Annotated in this window: 17 protein-coding genes, 1 rRNA gene and 1 riboswitch; of the genes, 6 read left to right on the top strand and 12 right to left on the bottom strand. The window is 71.5% G+C overall.

Annotated features, from left to right (window positions below):
- Window positions 1-822: 822 nt before the first annotated feature.
- The 5 genes from VKA29_RS20485 (at window position 823) to VKA29_RS20465 (ending at window position 4,762) form a co-directional block, all read left to right on the top strand.
- Entirely contained in the window at window positions 823-1,221 is a 399-nt protein-coding gene (locus VKA29_RS20485; protein WP_324787332.1) for a TOBE domain-containing protein, read from the top strand.
- A gap of 158 nt (window positions 1,222-1,379) precedes the next feature.
- A complete protein-coding gene (modA, locus tag VKA29_RS20480) occupies window positions 1,380-2,213 on the top strand; it encodes a molybdate ABC transporter substrate-binding protein (RefSeq protein WP_324787331.1) in 834 nt (277 codons plus the stop codon).
- On the top strand, window positions 2,210-3,088 hold the full coding sequence (modB, locus tag VKA29_RS20475; protein WP_324787330.1) for a molybdate ABC transporter permease subunit: 879 nt from the start codon (window positions 2,210-2,212) through the stop codon (window positions 3,086-3,088). The genes modA and modB overlap by 4 nt, the downstream gene beginning before the upstream one ends.
- Window positions 3,085-4,314: an ABC transporter ATP-binding protein gene (locus VKA29_RS20470; protein ID WP_324787329.1), complete on the top strand. Its 1,230-nt coding sequence runs from the start codon at window positions 3,085-3,087 to the stop codon at window positions 4,312-4,314. Before modB ends, VKA29_RS20470 begins: the two co-directional genes overlap by 4 nt.
- Before the next feature lie 28 nt (window positions 4,315-4,342).
- Window positions 4,343-4,762 (top strand): TOBE domain-containing protein, encoded by a 420-nt coding sequence (locus tag VKA29_RS20465; protein WP_324787328.1) that lies wholly within the window; start codon window positions 4,343-4,345, stop codon window positions 4,760-4,762.
- Window positions 4,763-4,850: 88 nt separating this feature from the next.
- On the opposite strand, the gene gcvP is transcribed toward VKA29_RS20465, so the two are convergent.
- On the bottom strand, window positions 4,851-7,736 hold the full coding sequence (gene gcvP, locus VKA29_RS20460) for an aminomethyl-transferring glycine dehydrogenase (protein ID WP_324787327.1): 2,886 nt from the start codon (window positions 7,734-7,736) through the stop codon (window positions 4,851-4,853).
- A gap of 178 nt (window positions 7,737-7,914) precedes the next feature.
- Window positions 7,915-8,010, bottom strand: a riboswitch (glycine riboswitch).
- Window positions 8,011-8,118: 108 nt separating this feature from the next.
- Between gcvP and VKA29_RS20455 the strand changes: the two genes are divergently transcribed.
- Complete coding sequence (locus VKA29_RS20455; protein WP_324787326.1) at window positions 8,119-8,496, top strand: PRC-barrel domain-containing protein; 378 nt, start codon at window positions 8,119-8,121, stop codon at window positions 8,494-8,496.
- Here the strand turns inward: VKA29_RS20455 and VKA29_RS20450 are convergent.
- The 11 genes from VKA29_RS20450 to rrf form a co-directional block, all read right to left on the bottom strand.
- Window positions 8,412-9,872, bottom strand: coding sequence for a DNA polymerase IV (locus tag VKA29_RS20450; protein ID WP_324787325.1), 1,461 nt, complete (start codon window positions 9,870-9,872; stop codon window positions 8,412-8,414). The two genes, VKA29_RS20455 and VKA29_RS20450, sit on opposite strands and share 85 nt — an antisense overlap.
- 54 nt (window positions 9,873-9,926) lie before the next feature.
- Window positions 9,927-10,610, bottom strand: coding sequence for a MerR family transcriptional regulator (locus VKA29_RS20445; protein ID WP_324787324.1), 684 nt, complete (start codon window positions 10,608-10,610; stop codon window positions 9,927-9,929).
- A gap of 274 nt (window positions 10,611-10,884) precedes the next feature.
- The gene (locus VKA29_RS20440) at window positions 10,885-11,358 is read right to left on the bottom strand and encodes a bifunctional nuclease family protein (protein WP_004002801.1); all 474 of its coding nucleotides are present in this window, start codon (window positions 11,356-11,358) and stop codon (window positions 10,885-10,887) included.
- Between the two features lie 83 nt (window positions 11,359-11,441).
- On the bottom strand, window positions 11,442-12,179 hold the full coding sequence (locus VKA29_RS20435) for a MerR family transcriptional regulator (RefSeq protein WP_324787323.1): 738 nt from the start codon (window positions 12,177-12,179) through the stop codon (window positions 11,442-11,444).
- 43 nt (window positions 12,180-12,222) lie between these two features.
- Window positions 12,223-13,059: an FHA domain-containing protein gene (locus VKA29_RS20430; RefSeq protein ID WP_324787322.1), complete on the bottom strand. Its 837-nt coding sequence runs from the start codon at window positions 13,057-13,059 to the stop codon at window positions 12,223-12,225.
- Window positions 13,060-13,189: 130 nt separating this feature from the next.
- Window positions 13,190-14,068: a DUF881 domain-containing protein gene (locus VKA29_RS20425; RefSeq protein ID WP_324787321.1), complete on the bottom strand. Its 879-nt coding sequence runs from the start codon at window positions 14,066-14,068 to the stop codon at window positions 13,190-13,192.
- 5 nt (window positions 14,069-14,073) lie between these two features.
- Window positions 14,074-14,406 carry a small basic family protein gene (locus tag VKA29_RS20420; protein ID WP_003988855.1) on the bottom strand — a complete coding sequence of 111 codons (333 nt, stop codon included), beginning with the start codon at window positions 14,404-14,406 and terminating at the stop codon, window positions 14,074-14,076.
- Window positions 14,403-15,314: a DUF881 domain-containing protein gene (locus tag VKA29_RS20415; RefSeq protein WP_324787320.1), complete on the bottom strand. Its 912-nt coding sequence runs from the start codon at window positions 15,312-15,314 to the stop codon at window positions 14,403-14,405. The genes VKA29_RS20420 and VKA29_RS20415 overlap by 4 nt, the downstream gene beginning before the upstream one ends.
- 107 nt (window positions 15,315-15,421) lie before the next feature.
- On the bottom strand, window positions 15,422-17,917 hold the full coding sequence (locus VKA29_RS20410; RefSeq protein WP_324787319.1) for a mannose-1-phosphate guanyltransferase: 2,496 nt from the start codon (window positions 17,915-17,917) through the stop codon (window positions 15,422-15,424).
- Between the two features lie 114 nt (window positions 17,918-18,031).
- A complete protein-coding gene (locus tag VKA29_RS20405) occupies window positions 18,032-18,640 on the bottom strand; it encodes a CDP-alcohol phosphatidyltransferase family protein (protein ID WP_324787318.1) in 609 nt (202 codons plus the stop codon).
- A 107-nt stretch (window positions 18,641-18,747) separates the two neighbouring features.
- Window positions 18,748-18,824, bottom strand: a 5S ribosomal RNA gene (gene rrf / locus VKA29_RS20400); the annotation flags it as partial.

Below are 18,824 nucleotides of genomic sequence, written 5' to 3'. Positions count from 1 at the left end.
TCGGCATCCGACAGTTCATGGCGACGTATCACCCGACCATGATCCCCGACCAAAGATCATTTGACGACAGACCCTAGTGGTGCGCCTCGCCCATGCGCACCGAGAGCCCGCCGCGGCTCGTGCCCGGGTCCGTTCGCCGTGCCGCGACGCGGCAGTCGGGATGCCGCGGCCGACTGCGCGGCGAGATCCAGTACGGCGCCAGGCCGGCCGCGTCGAAGTCGTCGCGCACCGGTTCGGGCGGGCAGGGGTGCCAGGAGCACCGTCCACCGGCTGCCGTCGGGCGCCTGGGCCGGATCGGCGTGGCCCGCGCACCGGACCGGCAGGTCGGTGCTGCGGTGCGACAGGACCGGGTTGTCCCGCGCCGGCTCGCAGGGGCCGCGCGGGTCGGGCACGGGCGACGGAGACGCCGTTGCCCGTGCGCGGTGCCACCCTCGGCCCCTCCGGCGCCTTCCCGGTCCCGGGTTCGATGCGCGCCAGGCGCACCCCGGCGACGGCACGTCGATCCGCCCCGGGCACGTGCTCGGGTCGGGACGGAGACCGCCGATGACGGGATCGCCGAAGGTCCGCATGCGTCACACTCGCTCGACCTGTCGAAAGTTTCGACTTCATTGGCGAACTTTACGGTGGGAACAGCGGAAGCTCGGCCCGACCGGCGAACCCCGCCGGGAACGCAGCCGACCACGCGCGAACCGCCCCCGCGGACCCCACACCCGCGCCCGCATGCGGCGCGCGCCGACTGCCCACGTGCGGCCCGCACCCAGGCCCGCACGCGGCCCCGCCCAGGCCCACACGCGGCCCGTGAACCGCCCTATCGTGATCCGCATGCAGTCCTACACGATCGGCCAGGCAGCACGACTGCTCGGCGTGAGCCCGGACACCGCGCGCCGCTGGGCGGACGCGGGCCGGGTGGCGACCCACCGCGACGACAGCGGACGACGGCTCATCGACGGGCGCGACCTGGCCGCGTTCTCGGTCGAACTCGCCGGGTCCGGCAGCGGCGGCGAGGAGGAGACGCCGTACACCTCGGTCCGCAACGCCTTCCCCGGCATCGTCACCGCGATCAAACTCGGCGACGTGGCCGCCCAGGTCGAGATCCAGGCCGGCCCGCACCGGCTGGTCTCGCTGCTGACCCGCGAGGCGGTCGAGGAACTGGGGCTGGAGGTCGGCATGGAGGCCACCGCCCGAGTGAAGTCGACAAACGTTCATGTCGACCGCGCGTGAAGCTCGTCCGCGTGACCGCACTTGCACCCCTGAAAATCTCAATACCATCGCTCTTGCGACGCCAATGAGGGCTTACGTCTCGCAGATGCGCCAGTAGGATCGGCACAGGGGACGGGGGCCGACGGTCCTCTCCGTGACCGACAGAAGGAGTGGCCACTGTGACGATCCGCTGCGCGCGCCGGACCCGCCCGACCCGCCGTACCCTGCGGCCGGCCGGCGCGGGAGCCGCGGCGCTGCTGCTGCTGAGCGCCTGCTCCTCCGCGGGCTCGGACTCCCCCGGTGCTTCCGGGGCCGCGGCGTCCTCGTCGCCGAAGCTGTCCGGCACGGTCACCGTCTTCGCCGCGGCCTCGCTCCAGGAGAGCTTCACCGCACTGGGCAAGAAGTTCCAGGAGGAGCACCCCGGCACCGAGGTGACCTTCAGCTTCGGCGGCAGCGACACCCTCGCCGCGAACATCACCGGCGGCGCCCCGGCCGACGTCTTCGCCGCCGCCAGTCCGAAGACGATGGCGATCGTGACGGACCGGAAGGACGCGGCCGGCACGCCCACGGTCTTCGTGCGCAACCGGCTGGAGATCGCCACCCTGCCGGGCAACCCCGACCGGATCTCCTCCCTGAAGGACCTCACGAAGTCGGGCCTCAAGGTCGTGCTGTGCGACAGGACCGTGCCCTGCGGAGCCGCGGCCCGGAAGGCGCTGGCCGCCGCCGGGCTCGAGCTGACGCCGGTCTCCTACGAGCAGGACGTCAAGGCCGCCCTGACCAAGGTCGAGCTGAAGGAGGCCGACGCCGCCGTCGTGTACCGGACGGACGTGAAGGCCGCCGGTGACAAGGTGGAAGGCGTGGAGTTCCCCGAGTCGGCCGACGCCGTCAACGACTATCCGGTCGCCCTGCTCAAGAACGCCCCCAACGCCCGGGCGGGGAAGGCGTTCATCGACCTGGTCGAGTCCGCCGAGGGCCGGAAGGTGCTGACCCGGGCCGGGTTCCTCGAGCCGTGACCGCGCCCGACAGCTCCGCCGCCGCGGCCGACCTTCTCAAGGGCGGGCCGCGGCGCGACGGCGCCCGCGACGGCCGCCGGACCGGGCGGGCGAGCGGGCGACAGGTTCCGCTGCCCCTCCTGCTGCCCGCCCTCGTGGGCCTGGTGTTCCTGCTGCTGCCGCTGGCCGCCCTGCTCGTGCGGGCGCCGTGGAGCACCCTGCCGGACCAGCTGACCAGCGCCGCGGTGTGGCAGGCCCTGCGGCTGTCGCTGCTGTGCGCGACGGCGGCGACCGCGGTGAGCCTGGTGATCGGCGTGCCGCTGGCCTGGCTGCTGGCCCGCACCGACTTCCCCGGGCGGGGCCTGGTCCGCGCGCTGGTGACCCTGCCGCTCGTGCTGCCGCCCGTGGTGGGCGGTGTGGCGCTGCTCCTCGCGCTCGGCCGCAACGGAGTGGTCGGCCGGTGGCTGGACGCCTGGTTCGGCGTCACCCTGCCCTTCACGACCGCCGGGGTCGTGCTCGCCGAGACGTTCGTGGCGATGCCGTTCCTGGTCATCAGCGTGGAGGGCACCCTGCGCGCCGCCGACCCGCGCTACGAGGAGGCGGCCACCACCCTGGGCGCGTCCCGCTTCACCGCGTTCCGCCGGGTGACGCTGCCGCTGGTCGCCCCGGGCATCGCCGCGGGAGCCGTACTCGCCTGGGCGCGGGCCCTGGGCGAGTTCGGCGCGACGATCACGTTCGCGGGCAACTTCCCAGGCCGCACCCAGACCATGCCGCTCGCGGTCTACCTCGCCCTGCAGAACGACCCCGCCGCCGCGATCGCCCTCAGCCTGGTGCTGCTGACGGTGTCGATCGCGGTCCTGGCGGGCCTGAGGGACCGCTGGATGACGACCTCATGACCAACCCGCCCTCGCCGGCCCCCGGCACCCCCGAGCCCCCCACGGACGCCACCGGCACGGCCGGCAACCGGCCCCCGGCCGACGCGCCCCGCGGGGCCCCCGCCGACATCCCCCGCACGGCCCGGAGCCGACCCCCCGCCGAAACACCCGGAAAGGCCGGGCACCAGCCACCACCCGGCCACCCGGACGCGGGGCTCGACGCCCGTCTCGTCGTGGACCGCGCGGCCTTCCGCCTCGACATCACCCTCACCGCCGCCCCCGGCGACGTGGTCGCCCTCCTCGGCCCCAACGGCGCCGGCAAGACCACCGCCCTGCGCGCCCTGGCCGGCCTCGTCCCGCTCACCGGCGGCCACCTGCGCCTCGACGGCGCCGAACTGGACCGTACGCCGCCCGAAGCCCGCCCGGTCGGCGTCGTCTTCCAGGACTACCTGCTCTTCCCGCACCTGACCGCCCTCGACAACGTGGCCTTCGGCCCCCGCTGCCAGGGCGCGACGAAGGCGGAGGCCCGCGCCCTGGCAGCCGAGCTGCTGGACCGCATGGGCCTGGCCGACCACGCCGGCGTCAAGCCGCGCCGGCTGTCCGGCGGCCAGGCCCAGCGCGTCGCGCTCGCCCGCGCCCTGGCCACCCGGCCCCGGCTGCTCCTGCTGGACGAACCCCTGGCCGCGCTCGACGCGCGCACCCGGCTGGAGGTCCGCGCCCGGCTCCGCCGCCACCTGGCCGACTTCGAGGCCGTCGCCGTCCTGGTCACGCACGACCCGCTGGACGCCATGGTGCTGGCCGACCGCCTGGTGGTCGTCGAGCACGGCCGTGTCGTGCAGGAGGGCGCCCCGTCGGACATCGCCCGTCGCCCCCGCACCGACTACATCGCCCAGCTGGTCGGGCTGAACCTCTACCGCGGGCAGGCCGACGGCCACACCGTCCGGCTGGACGCCGGACCGTCCGTCACCACGACCGAGGTGCTCTCCGGCCCGGCCTTCGTGGCCTTCCCGCCCGGCGCCGTCACCCTGCACCGGACCCGCCCCACCGGCTCCAGCGCCCGCAACCTCTGGCACTGCGAGGTGGCCGGCCTGGAGACCCACGGCGACCAGATCCGCGTGGACCTCACCGGCGAGCTCCCGCTGGCCGCCGACCTCACCACGGTCGCCGCGGCCGAGCTCGGCCTGCACCCCGGCGCACCGGTCTGGGCGACGGTCAAGGCGACGCAGACGCACGCCTACCCGGCCTGACGCACCCCGCCCACTACGGTGGGCGACCATGACCCTGAGCATCCGCAACCAGTTCCCCGGCACCGTCACCGACGTCACCCGCGGCAAGGTGATGGCCACCGTCAAGGTCCGTCTCGCCGGGGGACAGGACCTCACCGCGGCGATCACCCTGGACGCCGTGGAGGAACTCGGACTCGAGGCGGGCTCCGCCGTCCACGCGCTGGTGAAGTCGACGGAGGTGGCCCTCGCCACCGGCCCGGTCGAGGGTCTGTCCATCCGCAACCGGCTCCCCGGCACGGTCACCGGCATCACCGCCGGCCGCGCGATGGCCTCGGTGGAGGTCGCCGTGGAGGGCGGCGAGCTGACCTCCGCGATCACCGAGGACGCCGCACAGGACCTGGCGCTGGCGACCGGCACCCCCGTGGTGGCCCTGATCAAGTCGACCGAGGTCGCGCTGGCGACGGCATGACGCGCGAGGGCCCCGCCGAAGCGGGGCCCTCTCACCGTGCGTCCGGCGCCGCGGCCGGCCGTGACCGCGGTCGGTCACGCCTCCGCCGTCAGTCCTCGTAGGCGTCCGGCGGCGGGCACGAGCACACCAGGTTGCGGTCGCCGAAGGCCTGGTCGATGCGGCGCACCGGCGGCCAGTACTTGTCGGCAGGGGAGCCGCCGGCCGGGAAGACGGCCTCCTCGCGGGTGTAGGCGTGCTCCCACTCGCCGGTCAGCGCGGCCGCCGTGTGCGGCGCGTTGCGCAGCGGGTTGTCCTCGGCGGGCCACTCGCCGGAGCCGACCTTCTCGATCTCCGCGCGGATCGCGATCATCGCGTCGCAGAACCGGTCGAGCTCGGTCAGGTCCTCGGACTCGGTCGGCTCGATCATCAGCGTCCCGGCCACCGGGAACGACATGGTCGGCGCGTGGAAGCCGTAGTCGATCAGCCGCTTGGCGACGTCGTCGACGCTCACGCCGGTCGCCTTGGTCAGCGGCCGCAGGTCGATGATGCACTCGTGCGCGACCAGGCCGCCGGGGCCGGTGTACAGCACCGGGTAGTGCGGCTCCAGGCGCTTGGCGACGTAGTTGGCGCTCAGCACCGCCACCTGCGTGGCCCGCTTCAGCCCCTCACCGCCCATCAGGCGGACGTACGTCCAGGAGATGGGCAGGATGCCCGCCGACCCCCAGGGAGCCGCCGAGACGGGGCCCACGCCGGTCTCCGGACCGGCCTCCGGCTGCAGCGGGTGGTTCGGCAGGTACGGCGCCAGGTGCGCGCGCACCCCGACCGGGCCGACGCCGGGGCCACCGCCGCCGTGCGGGATGCAGAACGTCTTGTGCAGGTTCAGGTGGGAGACGTCACCGCCGAAGTGGCCCGGCTTGGCCAGGCCGACCAGGGCGTTGAGGTTGGCGCCGTCCACGTACACCTGCCCGCCCGCCTCGTGCACCTGGGCGCAGATGTCGGCGACGTGCTCCTCGAACACGCCGTGCGTCGACGGGTAGGTGATCATCAGCACCGCCAGTTCGTCGCGGTACTGCTCGATCTTGGCCCGCAGGTCCGCGACGTCGATCTCGCCGTCCTCGGCGGTCTTCACGACGACGACCTTCATGCCGGCCATCGCGGCGCTGGCGGCGTTGGTGCCGTGCGCGGAGGACGGGATCAGGCAGACCGTACGCTGCTCGTCGCCGTTGGCGCGGTGGTAGCCGCGCACGGCGAGCAGGCCGGCCAGCTCGCCCTGGGACCCGGCGTTGGGCTGGAGGGACACCTTGTCGTAGCCGGTGACCTCGGCGAGACGCTCCTCCAGCTCGTGGATGAGGGTGAGGTAGCCCTGCGCCTGCTCCACGGGCACGAAGGGGTGCAGCTGCCCGAACTCGGGCCAGGTGATCGGCTCCATCTCCGTGGTCGCGTTGAGCTTCATCGTGCAGGAGCCCAGCGGGATCATGCCGCGGTCGAGCGCGTAGTCACGGTCGGCCAGGCGGCGCAGGTAGCGCAGCATGGCGGTCTCGGAGCGGTACTGGTGGAAGACGGGGTGGTCGAGGTAGCCGTCGGTGCGCAGCAGCGCCTCCGGCAGCGCGTCCCCGGCCGCCGTGTCCAGCGCCTCGACGTCGCCCTCGACGCCGAAAGCCGCCCATACGGCGTCCAGCCGCGCCCGCGTGGTCGTCTCGTCGCAGGCGATCAGGACGTGGTCGGCGTCGACGAGGTGCAGGTTGACCCCGCCCCGCCGCGCGGCGGCGACGACCTCGCCGGCCTTCGCCGGGACGCGGACGGTCAGGGTGTCGAAGTAGGCGCCGTGCACGACGTCGACCCCGCCGGCCCGGAGGCCCTCGGCGAGGATCGCGGCGTACCGGTGGGTGCGCCGGGCGATGCCCTTCAGCCCCTCGGGGCCGTGGTAGACGGCGTACATGCCGGCCATCACGGCGAGCAGCACCTGGGCGGTGCAGATGTTGCTGGTGGCCTTCTCCCGGCGGATGTGCTGCTCACGCGTCTGCAGCGCGAGCCGGTAGGCCTTGTTCCCGTCGGCGTCGACGGAGACGCCCACCAGACGCCCGGGCAGGCTGCGCGCGAACTTCTCGTGCACGGCCATGTAGCCGGCGTGCGGACCGCCGAAGCCCATGGGCACGCCGAACCGCTGGGTCGTGCCGACCGCTATGTCCGCGCCGAGTTCGCCGGGCGACTTCAGCAGCGTCAGCGCGAGCAGGTCGGCGGCCACGGTGACCAGGGCGCCCAGCTCGTGCGCCTGGTCGATGACCGGCTTGATGTCGCGTACGGCACCGGAGGCGCCGGGGTACTGGACGAGCACGCCGTTGATCTCGCGCGCGGCGATCTCGGCCGGGATGCCGTCGCTGAGGTCGGCCACCACGACCTCGACGCCCGTCGGCTCGGCGCGGGTCTCGATCACGGCGATGGTCTGCGGCAGCGCGTCGGCGTCGACGAGGAAGAGGCCCTTCTTGTTCTTCCCCATGCGCCGGGACAGCGCCACGGCCTCGGCGGCCGCCGTGCCCTCGTCCAGCAGCGAGGCGCCGGAGGTCGGCAGGCCGGTGAGGTCGGCGACCACGGTCTGGAAGTTCAGCAGCGCCTCGAGGCGGCCCTGGGAGATCTCCGGCTGGTAGGGCGTGTAGGCCGTGTACCAGGCCGGGTTCTCCAGCACGTTGCGCAGGATGACGGGCGGGGTGAACGTGCCGTAGTACCCGAGCCCGATCATGGAGTCGAGGACCTGGTTGCGCTCGGCCAGCGACCGCAGTTCGGCGAGCACCTCCGCCTCGGTGCGCGCGCCCGGCAGGTCGAGGGCGTCGGCGTTCTTGATCGCATCCGGCACCGCGGCGGCGGTGAGCTCGTCCAGCGAGCCGTACCCGACCTGGGCGAGCATCTTCGCCCGCGCTTCCTGGTCGGGCCCGATGTGGCGCTGTTCGAAGGGGATGCCCTGCTCGAGCTCGGAGAGCGGAATGCGGTGGGCGGTCATTGCGGAGGCCTCCTGGTCTTGCGCGACCTTCGAGGGGCACCACGGCGCGGGTACCCGGACGGCCTCCCCCTCTGTCATCTCAACCTGAGAGCTTCACCGGGCCGCCCGAGGGCTTGCGGCTTGCACCGTCGGTGAGAGCGGGGGTCGTGGCGACACCCGCTCTGCTTTCCAGAGTGACCTCGTCCGTGCGGTACGTGAGCCTGAGAGATTCCGGGGAGGATTTGCTCCTTCGGCGCCTCCGGTGATGTCCGGAGGACTCTCCCGCACGGGGTCAGCAGCCGTAGTCAGCCTACCAGCGGGCACGACACCCCGGCCTTCGAGTGGCCGCCCGCCGCGTTGTGCTCTTTCGTAGTGATGACGAGTGCGACCAGGAGGAGGGCCCGTGCAGACCGACATCGATCCGCGCAACCTGATCGGCCGCAAGGCGTTCGACCGCAACGGCACCAGGATCGGCACCGTCGACGAGGTCTACCTCGACGACGCGACCGGTCTGCCGGAGTGGGCCGCCATACGCACCGGACTGTTCTCCCGGGACGCCTTCGTCCCACTGGAGCCCAGCGAACTGGTGGAGGGCGCCCTGCACGTCCCCTTCGACCGCTCCCTGATCAAGGACGCCCCCGACTTCGGCGTCGGCCGCCATCTCTCCCCCGAGCAGGAGCTGCAGCTCTACCACCACTACGGCCTGGACGTCGCCCCGCCGTCCGCCTTCGACGACGCCGACCACGACTTCGGCAGGCTGGCCGGCTCGGACGAGGCATAGGACGGCTCCCCGGCCACCTGTTCCCGCGCTCCCTCCGCCATCAGCGGCACCAGCGGCAGCGGATCGGCCGGCTCCAGGTCGGGGTCGTCGACCCGGAACGTCCGCACCCGCCCGGGCTGCGAGCCGGGCGTCTCGAACCGCACGGTCACCCGTCCGAGCCCGCTCCCCTGTACCCACCCGTGCCCGAACCCGGCATGCCGTACGTCGTGCCCGGCGGGCCAGCGCCGCTCCGCCGGAGCCGTCCGCCGCTCCACCGGCAGCTCCTCGGGCTCGTCCGGCTGCCCGCTCTCCCGGTCCCGCTCCCCGGCCGCCTGCGCGAACAGGTCCTCCTGCGTGTAGTCGGCCAGCCCGCTCACCCCCACCCCCAGCAGCCGCACGCCTCCCGTGGTGTCCACCGACTCCAGCAACCGCGCGGCGGCCTCCCGCACGACCGCCGGATCGTCGGTCGGCCCCCGCAACGTCTCCGAACGGGTCAGCGTGGAGAAGTCGTAGCGCCGGACCTTCAGCACGATGGTCCGTCCGGACAGCCCGGCCGCGCGGAGCCGCCGTACGCAGCGGTCGGCCAGCCGCCCCACCTCCGTGCCCACCCGGATCCGGTCGTGGATGTCGACGTCGTAGGTGTCCTCGACCGACACCGACTTCGCCTCCCGCTCGGCCACCACCGGCCGGTCGTCGCGCGCCAGCGCCATGGCGTACAGGGCGTGTCCGTGGGCCTTGCCCAGCAGCCGCACCAGCTCGTCCTCCCCCGCCTCGGCGATGTCGCCGACCGTGGTGATGCCGGCCCGCCGCAGGTGGTCCCCGGTCGCCGGTCCCACACCCGGCAGGATCCGCACCGGCATCGGCTCGAGCAGGGCCCGCTCGGTGCCCGGCTCGATCACCACCAGCCCGTCGGGCTTGGCCTCCTCGGAGGCGATCTTCGCGAGCATCTTGCAGGCGGCGAGCCCCACGGACCCGGTGAGCCCGGTCAGGCCGCGTATGTCGGCGCGCAGCCGCTCCCCCACCAGCCGCGCCGACGCCTCGTCCCAGGCGGCGTCCCCGGCCTCCAGGTCCACGAACGCCTCGTCCAGGCTCAGCGGCTCCACCAGCGGCGACAGCGCGTGCAACAGCCCCATCACCTGTTCGCTGATCGACCGGTAGAAGGCGAAGCGCGGCACGAGGTACGCCGCGTTCGGCGCCAGCCGCCGGGCCTGCGCCATCGGCATGGCGGAGCGGACCCCGAAGACCCGGGCCTCGTACGACGCGGTGGCGACCACCCCACGCGGCCCGAGCCCGCCCACGACGACGGCCTTCCCGCGCAGACTCGGCTTGGCTGCCTGCTCCGCCGAGGCGTAGAAGGCATCCATGTCGAGATGCAGGATCGTGGGCGCGGTTCTCACATGTCCGATGCTGCCCTACGCCACTGACAACGTCGCGGGCACGAGGGCCCGGCCTCACACCGCCCGGTTGCGCCGCCGTGCCAGCTCGTCCGTGGGATTGTGCCCGACGAGGGTCTCGCCGGTGTCGACGCGCTCCCCGTGCAGCTGCGACAGCGCGTTCTCCACGTCCCGCCACACCACGCCCACGGCGATCCCGAAGACGCCCTGACCCCCTTGGAGCAACGCGTGGACCTCGTCGGGAGAGGTGCACTCGTAGACCGTGGCGCCGTCGCTCATCAGCGTCATGCGTTCCAGGTCACGGAAGCCGCGCTCCCTCAGGTGCTGCACGGTGGTGCGGATGTTCTGCAGCGACACCCCGGTGTCCAGGAAGCGCTTGACGATCTTCAGGACGACCACGTCACGGAAGCTGTAGAGCCGCTGTGTCCCCGAGCCGTAGGCGGGGCGCACGCTGGGCTCGACGAGGCCGGTACGGGCCCAGTAGTCCAGTTGCCGGTAAGTGATGCCGGCGGCCGCGCAGGCCGTCGGACCGCGGTAGCCGATCTCCTCGGACGCCATGGACGTCGCCCCTCCGCTGCTCGGCACGGCCGCCGGTCGCTGCGGAACGTGGTCGGCCGCGCTGCCGTGATGGGGGTATTCCCCGCTCGCACGGAGCCGAGAGCTCGGGGAAGGGTACGGACCGCTCGCCCCGGGACCGTGTCCGGGGGCACCCCCAGCCGTACCGTCGCCGCTGCTTCTCACGCCGACCTCCGTCCTTGACCTGCCTTCTCGACGGTAGGCAGCCACCAGGGGTGCGTCAACGACCGCCACACTCGGCACGCCGAGTGATAATCACCCTACGAGTGGTTTCCCGCAGCCAACCGCGGGGAAAGGCTAGCCGAATGCGCTCCGGGCAGGCCGCAGGACGCCCTCACCGTCCGCAGGCCGTCGCAGGCGGCAGACCCGCGGCCGGCCCCTGTCGGGCCGTGCACCGGCCCGCGTGGCGCACCGGGGCGCCCGCCGGACCGGCCCCGCCTCATTGGCTGCTGGTGCCGAAGTCCTCCGGCGAGATCTGGTCGAGGAATTCGCGGAACTTCTCCACCTCGTCCTCCTGCTCGTCGGGGATCGCGATGCCGGCGTCGTCGAGCACCCCGTCGCTGCCGTAGATCGGCGTTCCGGTGCGCAGGGCCAGCGCTATGGCATCGGACGGGCGGGCGCTCACCTCTACCCCGCTGGCGAAGACCAGCTCCGCGTAGAAGACGCCCTCACGCAGGTCCGTGATGCGCACTTCGGTGAGCTCCTGGCCGACGGCCTCCAGCACGTCCTTGAACAGGTCGTGGGTCAGCGGTCGTGCGGGGGCCATGCCCTGCTGGGCGAAGGCGATCGCCGTCGCCTCCCCCGGCCCGATCCAGATGGGGAGGTAACGGTCGCCTCCCACTTCACGCAGGAGCACGATCGGTTGGTTGGAGGGCATTTCCACCCGGACACCTACGACATCGAGCTCGTTCACACAGCAACCCTAGGCCGTGCCCGGGACGTTTGGGTAGTCGGGCAGGGAACGGGTGGCCGATCCCGGCCGTGTGGCGGGTCCGCTCAGGGCAGGCGCACACCGAGGGCGGTCTGCACGAGCGCCGTGTGGAGCCTGACCGTGAGCGCGGCCAGCTCTTTCGTGCGGGCCTCGGCGTGAGCCCTGGTCTGCGGATTGCGGTGGCGCTTGAGCGGGGCCACCACCTGGTCGATGAGTCCGGCCTCGCGGTCGGCCGCGGCCCGCATCGCCCTGAGGTGCCGGGGCTCGATCCCGAACCGGCCCAGTTCGACGACGAGCGAGGCGACGGTGGCCGCCTCCGCGTCGTAGGCCCCGTCCGGCAGCGGAACGACGAGCCCGTAGGACTCCCACTCCCTGAGTTCCTCTTCCCCGATCCCGGCGGCCGCCAGCAGCTCCGCCCGGCCGATCCGGGCCGCCGTGGGCTGCTCGGCGGCCTCCTGGACGGTCTCGCCGTCCCGCTGCCGGCCGAGCGCGGGCAGCGGCACGGCCTCACCGCGCTCCATGGCCTCCAGGTGCTCGCGGATCACCTTGAGCGGCAGATAGTGGTCCCGCTGCATCCGCAGGACGTGACCGAGGCGCTCGACGTCCTGCGCGCTGAACTTGCGATACCCCGACGGGGTCCGCCGGGGCTCGATGAGGCCCTCCGACTCCAGGAAGCGGATCTTGGAGATGGTGACTTCGGGGAACTCCTCGCGCAGCACGTTCAGCACCGAGCCGATGCTCATCAGGCCGCCGTCCCTGGCGGCGGCGCCGTGCCCGGCACCGCCGCTCGGTGATCGAAGCATGGACCTTCCCTGGGGGTCTCCCCGGACCGCGTCCGGAGGAGGGTCAGTAGCCCTGCTGGCTCGCGTAGAAGACCAGCCGGTACTTGCCGATCTGCACTTCGTCGCCGTTGTGCAGCGCGACCTGGTCGATCCGCTCGCGGTTGACGTACGTGCCGTTCAGGCTGCCCACGTCGGCCACCGTGAACGAGCCGTCCGCGGCGCGGCGGAACTCCACGTGCCGGCGCGAGACCGTGACGTCGTCCAGGAAGATGTCGCTCTGCGGGTGACGCCCGGCCGTGGTCAGGTCGCTGTCCAGCAGGAAGCGGCTGCCCGAGTTCGGCCCGCGGCGCACCACCAGGAGCGCCGAGCCCAGCGGCAGGGCGTCCACGGCCGCCTGCGCCTCCGGGGACAGCGCCGGGATCGGCGTCTGGCCGGTGGCCTCGGCGTCGTAGGCCTCGAGACCGGAGATGGAGATCGTGGACGTCGTCTCCGACGGCCGCTCGGCGACCGCGCCCGCCCGCAGCGGCGCGCCGCAGTTCGAGCAGAAGCGGCTGCTCTCCGCGTTGCGGTTACCGCACCTCGTACACACCAGGGCCGACATAGGGGAAAACCCTCCACCCGTACTTGAGGTTGACGGTTGCCCGAAACCTATGCCGCCGGACTGCGCGGGGTCAACAGACGCCGCGCCCTGGCCTCCGGAAATGTCACCGCCCGGACCAGCGACCTGGTCCCGGAACAGCGGGCGCTGGCCCTCCGCATCGGACTGTGCGCGATGGCGGGCCGTCGCGTTGTCGCCGCCCTCTCGCGCGCTCTTGCCGAACAACTTCGCAAACAACTTCACGGGCGATTCCCCTTGACCGAAACAGACCCGCCCGTGGGGCAGGACGAACCCTGACTGCATACGCCGGCCGACCCGGACAACTTCACAACGTCCGTATCCACCAGACAGTTTCCACCACGCGCCACCCCTTCGGTGCGCCGACCCCCCGCAACCTCATGCCCTTGCCGGACGGCCCCCATGCACCGCCGGTTCACTGGGCGGACGACCGAGCGTAGTCAGGCTGCTTCGCAGCTCGCAAGGCGTCCACGACGATCTTGTCCGACCGCTCGACGGTAACGGTGGCCTGCTCCTTCTCGAGGGTCTGCACCACGCCTCCAGGGATGTTGAGCGCCGGCTCCAAGTCCTCCGGCTTGCCGATGACCTTGAAACGATAGGGCGCGTTGATCTTGTTCCCGTCGACGCTCACGCTCTTGCCCGACTCGGTGAGGTACGTGCTCGCGACGACGCGCACGTCGTTGACCTGTATCGCCTCCGCGCCCGCCGCGCGCAGCTCCTGGATCGCGTCCAGCAGCATGTCGGCCTCGACCGTTCCCTTCGGGTCCTCGATCGTCATGGTGATGCCGGGGCCCTGAGCCGCCACCGTGCCCGCCAGGACGCCCAGTTGACGTTCCTTCTGGACCGTCTGCCTGCGTGCCTCCTCGGCCTGGTCCGAGCTGTTCTCCAGCTCGTCGCGCTGCTTCTCGAGCCCCTGCTTCTCGTCTTCAAGACGTTGTGTGCGGTCGTCCAGTTCATCGAGGATGCGGACGAGATCCTCCTGACGCGCGCCACGCAGGGCGCTGTCGCTGTCGCTGTTGGAGGCGACCTGCACGGCCAGACCGAAGCCGAGACCGAACAGCAGCAGGGCGACGATGAGTTGGGCCCGGGTCACGCGCGGCGGCCACAGCCCCTTCGCCAGCCGCTGCCGTCCCGTCAGCCCGGCCTCGGAGGCGGCTTCGCCCTCGGGGGCGTTCTCCGGGCCGTTCCCGGAGGCAGCGGGGGTACGGGGAGCGGGGGGCGGGGCCGGCGCCGGGACCTCTTCGGGCAGTTCCTCGCGCAGCCTGTTCGCGGGCGTCTCGTCCTTGTCGCTCATCGGCCTCACGCCCGGAACACGTGCCGGCGGATCGCCGCGGCGTTGGAGAAGATCCGGATGCCGAGGACGACCACGACACCGGTGGACAGCTGGGCCCCCACGCCCAGCTTGTCGCCCAGGAACACGATCAGCGCGGCGACGACGACGTTGGACAGGAAGGACACCACGAAGACCTTGTCGTCGAAGATGCCGTCGAGCATGGCCCGCAGTCCTCCGAAGACGGCGTCCAGCGCCGCGACGACGGCGATCGGCAGGTAAGGCTCGACGACCGCCGGAACCTCAGGCCGGACCAACAGTCCGGCCACGACTCCCACGACGAGGCCCAGTACGGCGATCACGATGTGCCCTTCTCAGTCTTCTCGGTCTTCTCGGTGTGCGGCTGTGCTGTGCGGACGATCACACTCGGTGCGGCGGGCAGCCGGAGGTCCCCCTCCACGGAGATGGCGGTCCGGATGCCGTAGTTCTGCTGCAGGGCATGCAGATACAGCCCGTCGGCGCTGTCCTGGAACCTGGTGCTGAGTCTCTGGCCGTCCCCCACAGCGAGCACCGTATACGGCGGCACGAGTGGCTTGTTGTCGACCAGTATCGCGTCGCCCGCGGCCCGGACGGCCGACAGCGCCGTCAGCCGCTGCCCGTTGATGGAGACCGCCTCGGCGCCGGACTCCCACAGCCCGTTGACCACACGCTGCATGTCCCGGTCGCGCACCCGCCCGGTGTCGGAGAATCCGGAGGTCTCGCGCGGGTCGCCGTCGCCCCCGGTGGTGGCTTCCTTGGCGTCGTCGACGACCAGTTTCACCCCCGGTCCGTGCACCTCCACGGCGCCCGAGAGGATGCCCACCAACTCGGTCCGGTCCCCGCCGCTCTGCCTGAGGGCCTCGCGCTGCCGCGCGCTCACGTCGCGGCGCAGCTCGTCGACGGAGTTCTCGAGCTTGTCGGCCGCCGTGGTCTCGCGGTCGATCCGGTCGATCAGTTCCTGGCGCTCCTTGGCGACGACGGGAGCCGCCACGCGCGCCTGTGCGGCGCCGACGGTGACCACGAGGGCGGCGAGCACCAGCCCCCCGGCCAGCCCGAGCCTGGCCCGCAGGGGCTTCGGCACACCGCCCGCGCCCGCGGCCCGCTTACGGTCGGCCGCCTCGGCGTAGCCGTCGTCGAGGCTGTGGTCCATGACGTTGGTGAGCAGCGACATGGACGCGTCCGGCCGCGAAGGGCGCGTGGGTGTACTCCGAACGGGGGGCTGCTGCGGCATGCCGCACATCGTCGCACGTCGCGCCCGCTACCTCCGAATGGCCCCACCGACGTGCCGGACCGGCCCCTTCCGGGACGCGTGTCCGGCACGCCCGCCTGGTGCGCTTCTCAGCGGCCGGCGCTGTCCACGACGGCCGCCCACTCGTCCAGCAGGGCCTGGGCGGACGCGTCGTCGGGCCCCTCCGCCCACAGGTGGGTGACGGCCTCGGCCGGGTCCGGCAGCACCATGACCCAGCGCCCGTCGGTCTCCACCACCCGTACCCCGTCGGTGGTGTCCACGAAGCGGTCTCCGGCCGCTTCGACGACCCGCCGCATGACGAGCCCCTTCACGGCCCACGGGGTCGCCAGATCGCGTTTGAGGACGTGCGCCCGCGGGATGCGGGCGTCGATCTGGCTGAGGGTGAGCTGTGTCCGCGCCACCAGCCCGATCAGCCGCACGAAGGCCGCGGTGCCGTCGAAGACGCTGCTGAACTCGGGGACGATGAAACCGCCCTTGCCGTCGCCGCCGAAGATGGTCGACTCGTCGCCGCCGACCCGGGTCAGGTCGTCCGGCGAGGTCGTCGTCCACTCCACCTGCGTACCGTGGTACGCGGCCACCTGCTCGGCGATCCTCGTCGTGGTGACCGGAAGCGCCACACGCCCGCTGCGCCGCTCGGCCGCCACCAGGTCGAGCATGACCAGCAGGGCGCGGTCGTCCTCGACGATCCGCCCCTTCTCGTCGACCAGCGACAGCCGCTCACCGACCGGGTCGAAGCGCACGCCGAACGCCGCGCCCGAGGATGCGACGATCTCACCGAGCCGCACCAGGCCCGCGCGCCGTACCTCGGCGGTCTCCGTGGGCCGCGACTCGTCGAGTCCGGGGTTGACGGTCAGCGAGTCCACTCCCAGCTTGCCCAGCAGACTGGGCAGCACGAGGCCGGCACTGCCGTTGGACGCGTCGACGACGACCTTGAGCCCGGACTCCGAGACCCCGGTCGTGTCCACGTTGCGCAGCAGCGATCCCGTGTACGAGTCGAAGACGCTGGACGGGAAGTGCAGGTCCCCGATCTCGCCGGGGAACGCGCGCCGGTACTCCTGCCGCGCGAACACCCGGTCGAGCTTGCGCTGGCTGGCCTGTGACAGGTCCGCGCCCTGCCCGTCGAAGAACATGATGTCCACGGAGTCCGGCACCCCGGGGCTGGTCCGGATCATGATGCCGCCGGCGCTGCCCCGCGCGGTCTGCTGCCGGGCCACGGGCAGCGGCACGTTCTCCAGGTCGCGTACGTCGATGGCGCTGGCCTGCAGCGCGGAGATGACCGCCCGCTTGAGCGCGCGGGCACCACGGGAGTGGTCGCGGGCCGTCGTGACCGTCGCCCCCTTCTTGAGGGTCGTGGCGTAGGCGCCGGCGAGCCGCACCGCGAGTTCGGGGGTGATCTCCACGTTCAGGATGCCGGAGACGCCGCGGGCCCCGAAGAGGTGCGCCTGGCCTCTGGACTCCCAGATCACCGAGGTGTTGACGAAGGCGCCGGCCTCGATGGTCTTGAACGGGTACACGCGCACGTTGCCCTGCACGATCGATTCTTCACCGATCAGGCACTCGTCTCCGATGACCGCGCCGTCCTCGATCCGCGCCGCCCGCATGATGTCGGTGTTCTTGCCGACCACGCAGCCGCGCAGGTTGCTGTGCTGGCCCACGTAGACGTTGTCGTGCACCACGGCCTTGTGCAGGAAGGCCCCGCTCTTGACGACGACGTTGGAGCCGACGACGGTGTGCTCGCGGATCTCGGCGCCCGCCTCGACCTTGGCGTAGTCCCCGATGTAGAGCGGACCGCGCAGTACGGCGTCGTGGTGCACCTCGGCGCCCTCCGCCACCCATACGCCGGGGGAGATCTCGAAGCCGTCGATCTCGACGTCGACCTTGCCCTCCAGCACGTCGGCCTGCGCCTTGACGTAGCTCTCGTGCGTGCCGACGTCCTCCCAGTAGCCCTCCGCGACATAGCCGTAGATCGGCTTGCCCTCCTTCATCAGCTGAGGGAAGACGTCTCCGGACCAGTCGACGGGCACGTCGGCTTCGACGTAGTCGAAGACCTCGGGCTCCATGACGTAGATGCCGGTGTTCACGGTGTCCGAGAAGACCTGGCCCCAGGTCGGCTTCTCGAGGAAGCGCTCGACCTTGCCCTCGTCGTCGACGATCGTGATGCCGAACTCCAGCGGGTTCGGCACACGTGTCAGGCAGACCGTGACCAGGGCGCCCTTTTCCTTGTGGAAATTGATCAGCTCGGTGAGGTCGAAGTCGGTCAGGGCATCGCCGGAGATGACGAGGAAAGCATCGTCCTTCAACGCCTCCTCGGCGTTCTTGACGCTTCCGGCGGTACCGAGTGGCTTCTCCTCGTTGGCATAGGAGAGCTCCATTCCGAGCTCTTCACCGTCACCGAAGTAGTTCTTGACCAGGGAGGCCAGGAACTGGACGGTTACGACGGTCTCGTTCAGCCCATGCCTTTTGAGCAGCCGCAGCACATGCTCCATGATCGGCCGGTTGGCCACCGGCAGGAGCGGCTTGGGCATGCTAGAGGTCATGGGGCGAAGGCGCGTGCCTTCGCCTCCGGCCATCACGACGGCCTTCATGTCGGAAGCGTCCTCCTCCAAGAGACGACGGTCTAGCCGACTTCACCCGTCCAGATTGTCGCGCACTTTTTCGCTAGGGGCCATCGAGCCGCTACGACCGCACAATCGGTGAGTTCAATCGGCCATGGCGTCCGCACGAACCAGGCGGCGGACTTGTACCACGTAGAGGACTCCTGCCCACCAGTAGAGGGTTGTACCCCATCCCGCGAACGCCCATCCGAAAATAGCAGCGAGTGACGAGATCCATCCCGTTCCGTCACTGAGCAGGAGTAGCGGGAAGGCGTACATCAGGTTGAAGGTGGCTGCCTTCCCCAGGAAGTTCACCTGCGGTGGCGGATAGCCGTGCCGCCTGAGGATGCCCACCATCACCAGCAGAACCAGCTCCCGCGCCAGAAGTGCAGCGGTCAACCAGAGTGGCAGAATCTCGCGCCAGGTCAGGCCGACCAAAGTCGAGAGAATGTAGAGCCGGTCGGCCGCGGGATCCAGAAGCCGGCCGAGGCTGCTGATCTGGTTCCAGCGCCGCGCGAGCTTGCCGTCCAGGTAGTCGCTGATTCCGCTCAGCGCAAGCACCAGCAGCGCCCAGCCGTCACTCTTGGGTCCGCCGAACTCCGGCCTCAGAATCAGCCACAGGAAGAGCGGTACGCCGACGAGCCTCGCCATGCTGAGGATGTTGGGGATGGTGAGGACCCGGTCCGTCTGGACGCGTGTCTCCTGGACCTCCACCCGGGGGCCTCCTGTGGGAAACGAACCGATGATGCTCCCCGACCCTACCTCAACGACAAAAAGCTCCGGCTCCTGGGCGATGCCCAGGAGCCGGAGCTGTAAAAGGAGTTCGGCGGCGTCCTACTCTCCCACAGGGTCCCCCCTGCAGTACCATCGGCGCTGTAAGGCTTAGCTTCCGGGTTCG

Origin of the sequence: Streptomyces sp. H51 (assembly GCF_035656535.1) — a bacterium.
Taxonomy (GTDB): domain Bacteria; phylum Actinomycetota; class Actinomycetes; order Streptomycetales; family Streptomycetaceae; genus Streptomyces.
This window is presented reverse-complemented; position numbering and strand designations above follow the sequence as displayed.

What these genes read in the sequence shown, in the direction of transcription:
- VKA29_RS20485 (WP_324787332.1), top strand. Translation starts at nt 823, where the DNA reads ATGCAGTCCTACACGATCGGCCAGGCAGCACGACTGCTCGGCGTGAGC.
- VKA29_RS20470 (WP_324787329.1), top strand. Translation starts at nt 3,085, where the DNA reads ATGACCAACCCGCCCTCGCCGGCCCCCGGCACCCCCGAGCCCCCCACG.
- VKA29_RS20465 (WP_324787328.1), top strand. Translation starts at nt 4,343, where the DNA reads ATGACCCTGAGCATCCGCAACCAGTTCCCCGGCACCGTCACCGACGTC.
- gcvP (WP_324787327.1), bottom strand. Translation starts at nt 7,736, where the DNA reads ATGACCGCCCACCGCATTCCGCTCTCCGAGCTCGAGCAGGGCATCCCC.
- VKA29_RS20435 (WP_324787323.1), bottom strand. Translation starts at nt 12,179, where the DNA reads ATGCTTCGATCACCGAGCGGCGGTGCCGGGCACGGCGCCGCCGCCAGG.
- VKA29_RS20430 (WP_324787322.1), bottom strand. Translation starts at nt 13,059, where the DNA reads ATGCAGTCAGGGTTCGTCCTGCCCCACGGGCGGGTCTGTTTCGGTCAA.
- VKA29_RS20425 (WP_324787321.1), bottom strand. Translation starts at nt 14,068, where the DNA reads ATGAGCGACAAGGACGAGACGCCCGCGAACAGGCTGCGCGAGGAACTG.
- VKA29_RS20415 (WP_324787320.1), bottom strand. Translation starts at nt 15,314, where the DNA reads ATGCCGCAGCAGCCCCCCGTTCGGAGTACACCCACGCGCCCTTCGCGG.
- VKA29_RS20410 (WP_324787319.1), bottom strand. Translation starts at nt 17,917, where the DNA reads ATGAAGGCCGTCGTGATGGCCGGAGGCGAAGGCACGCGCCTTCGCCCC.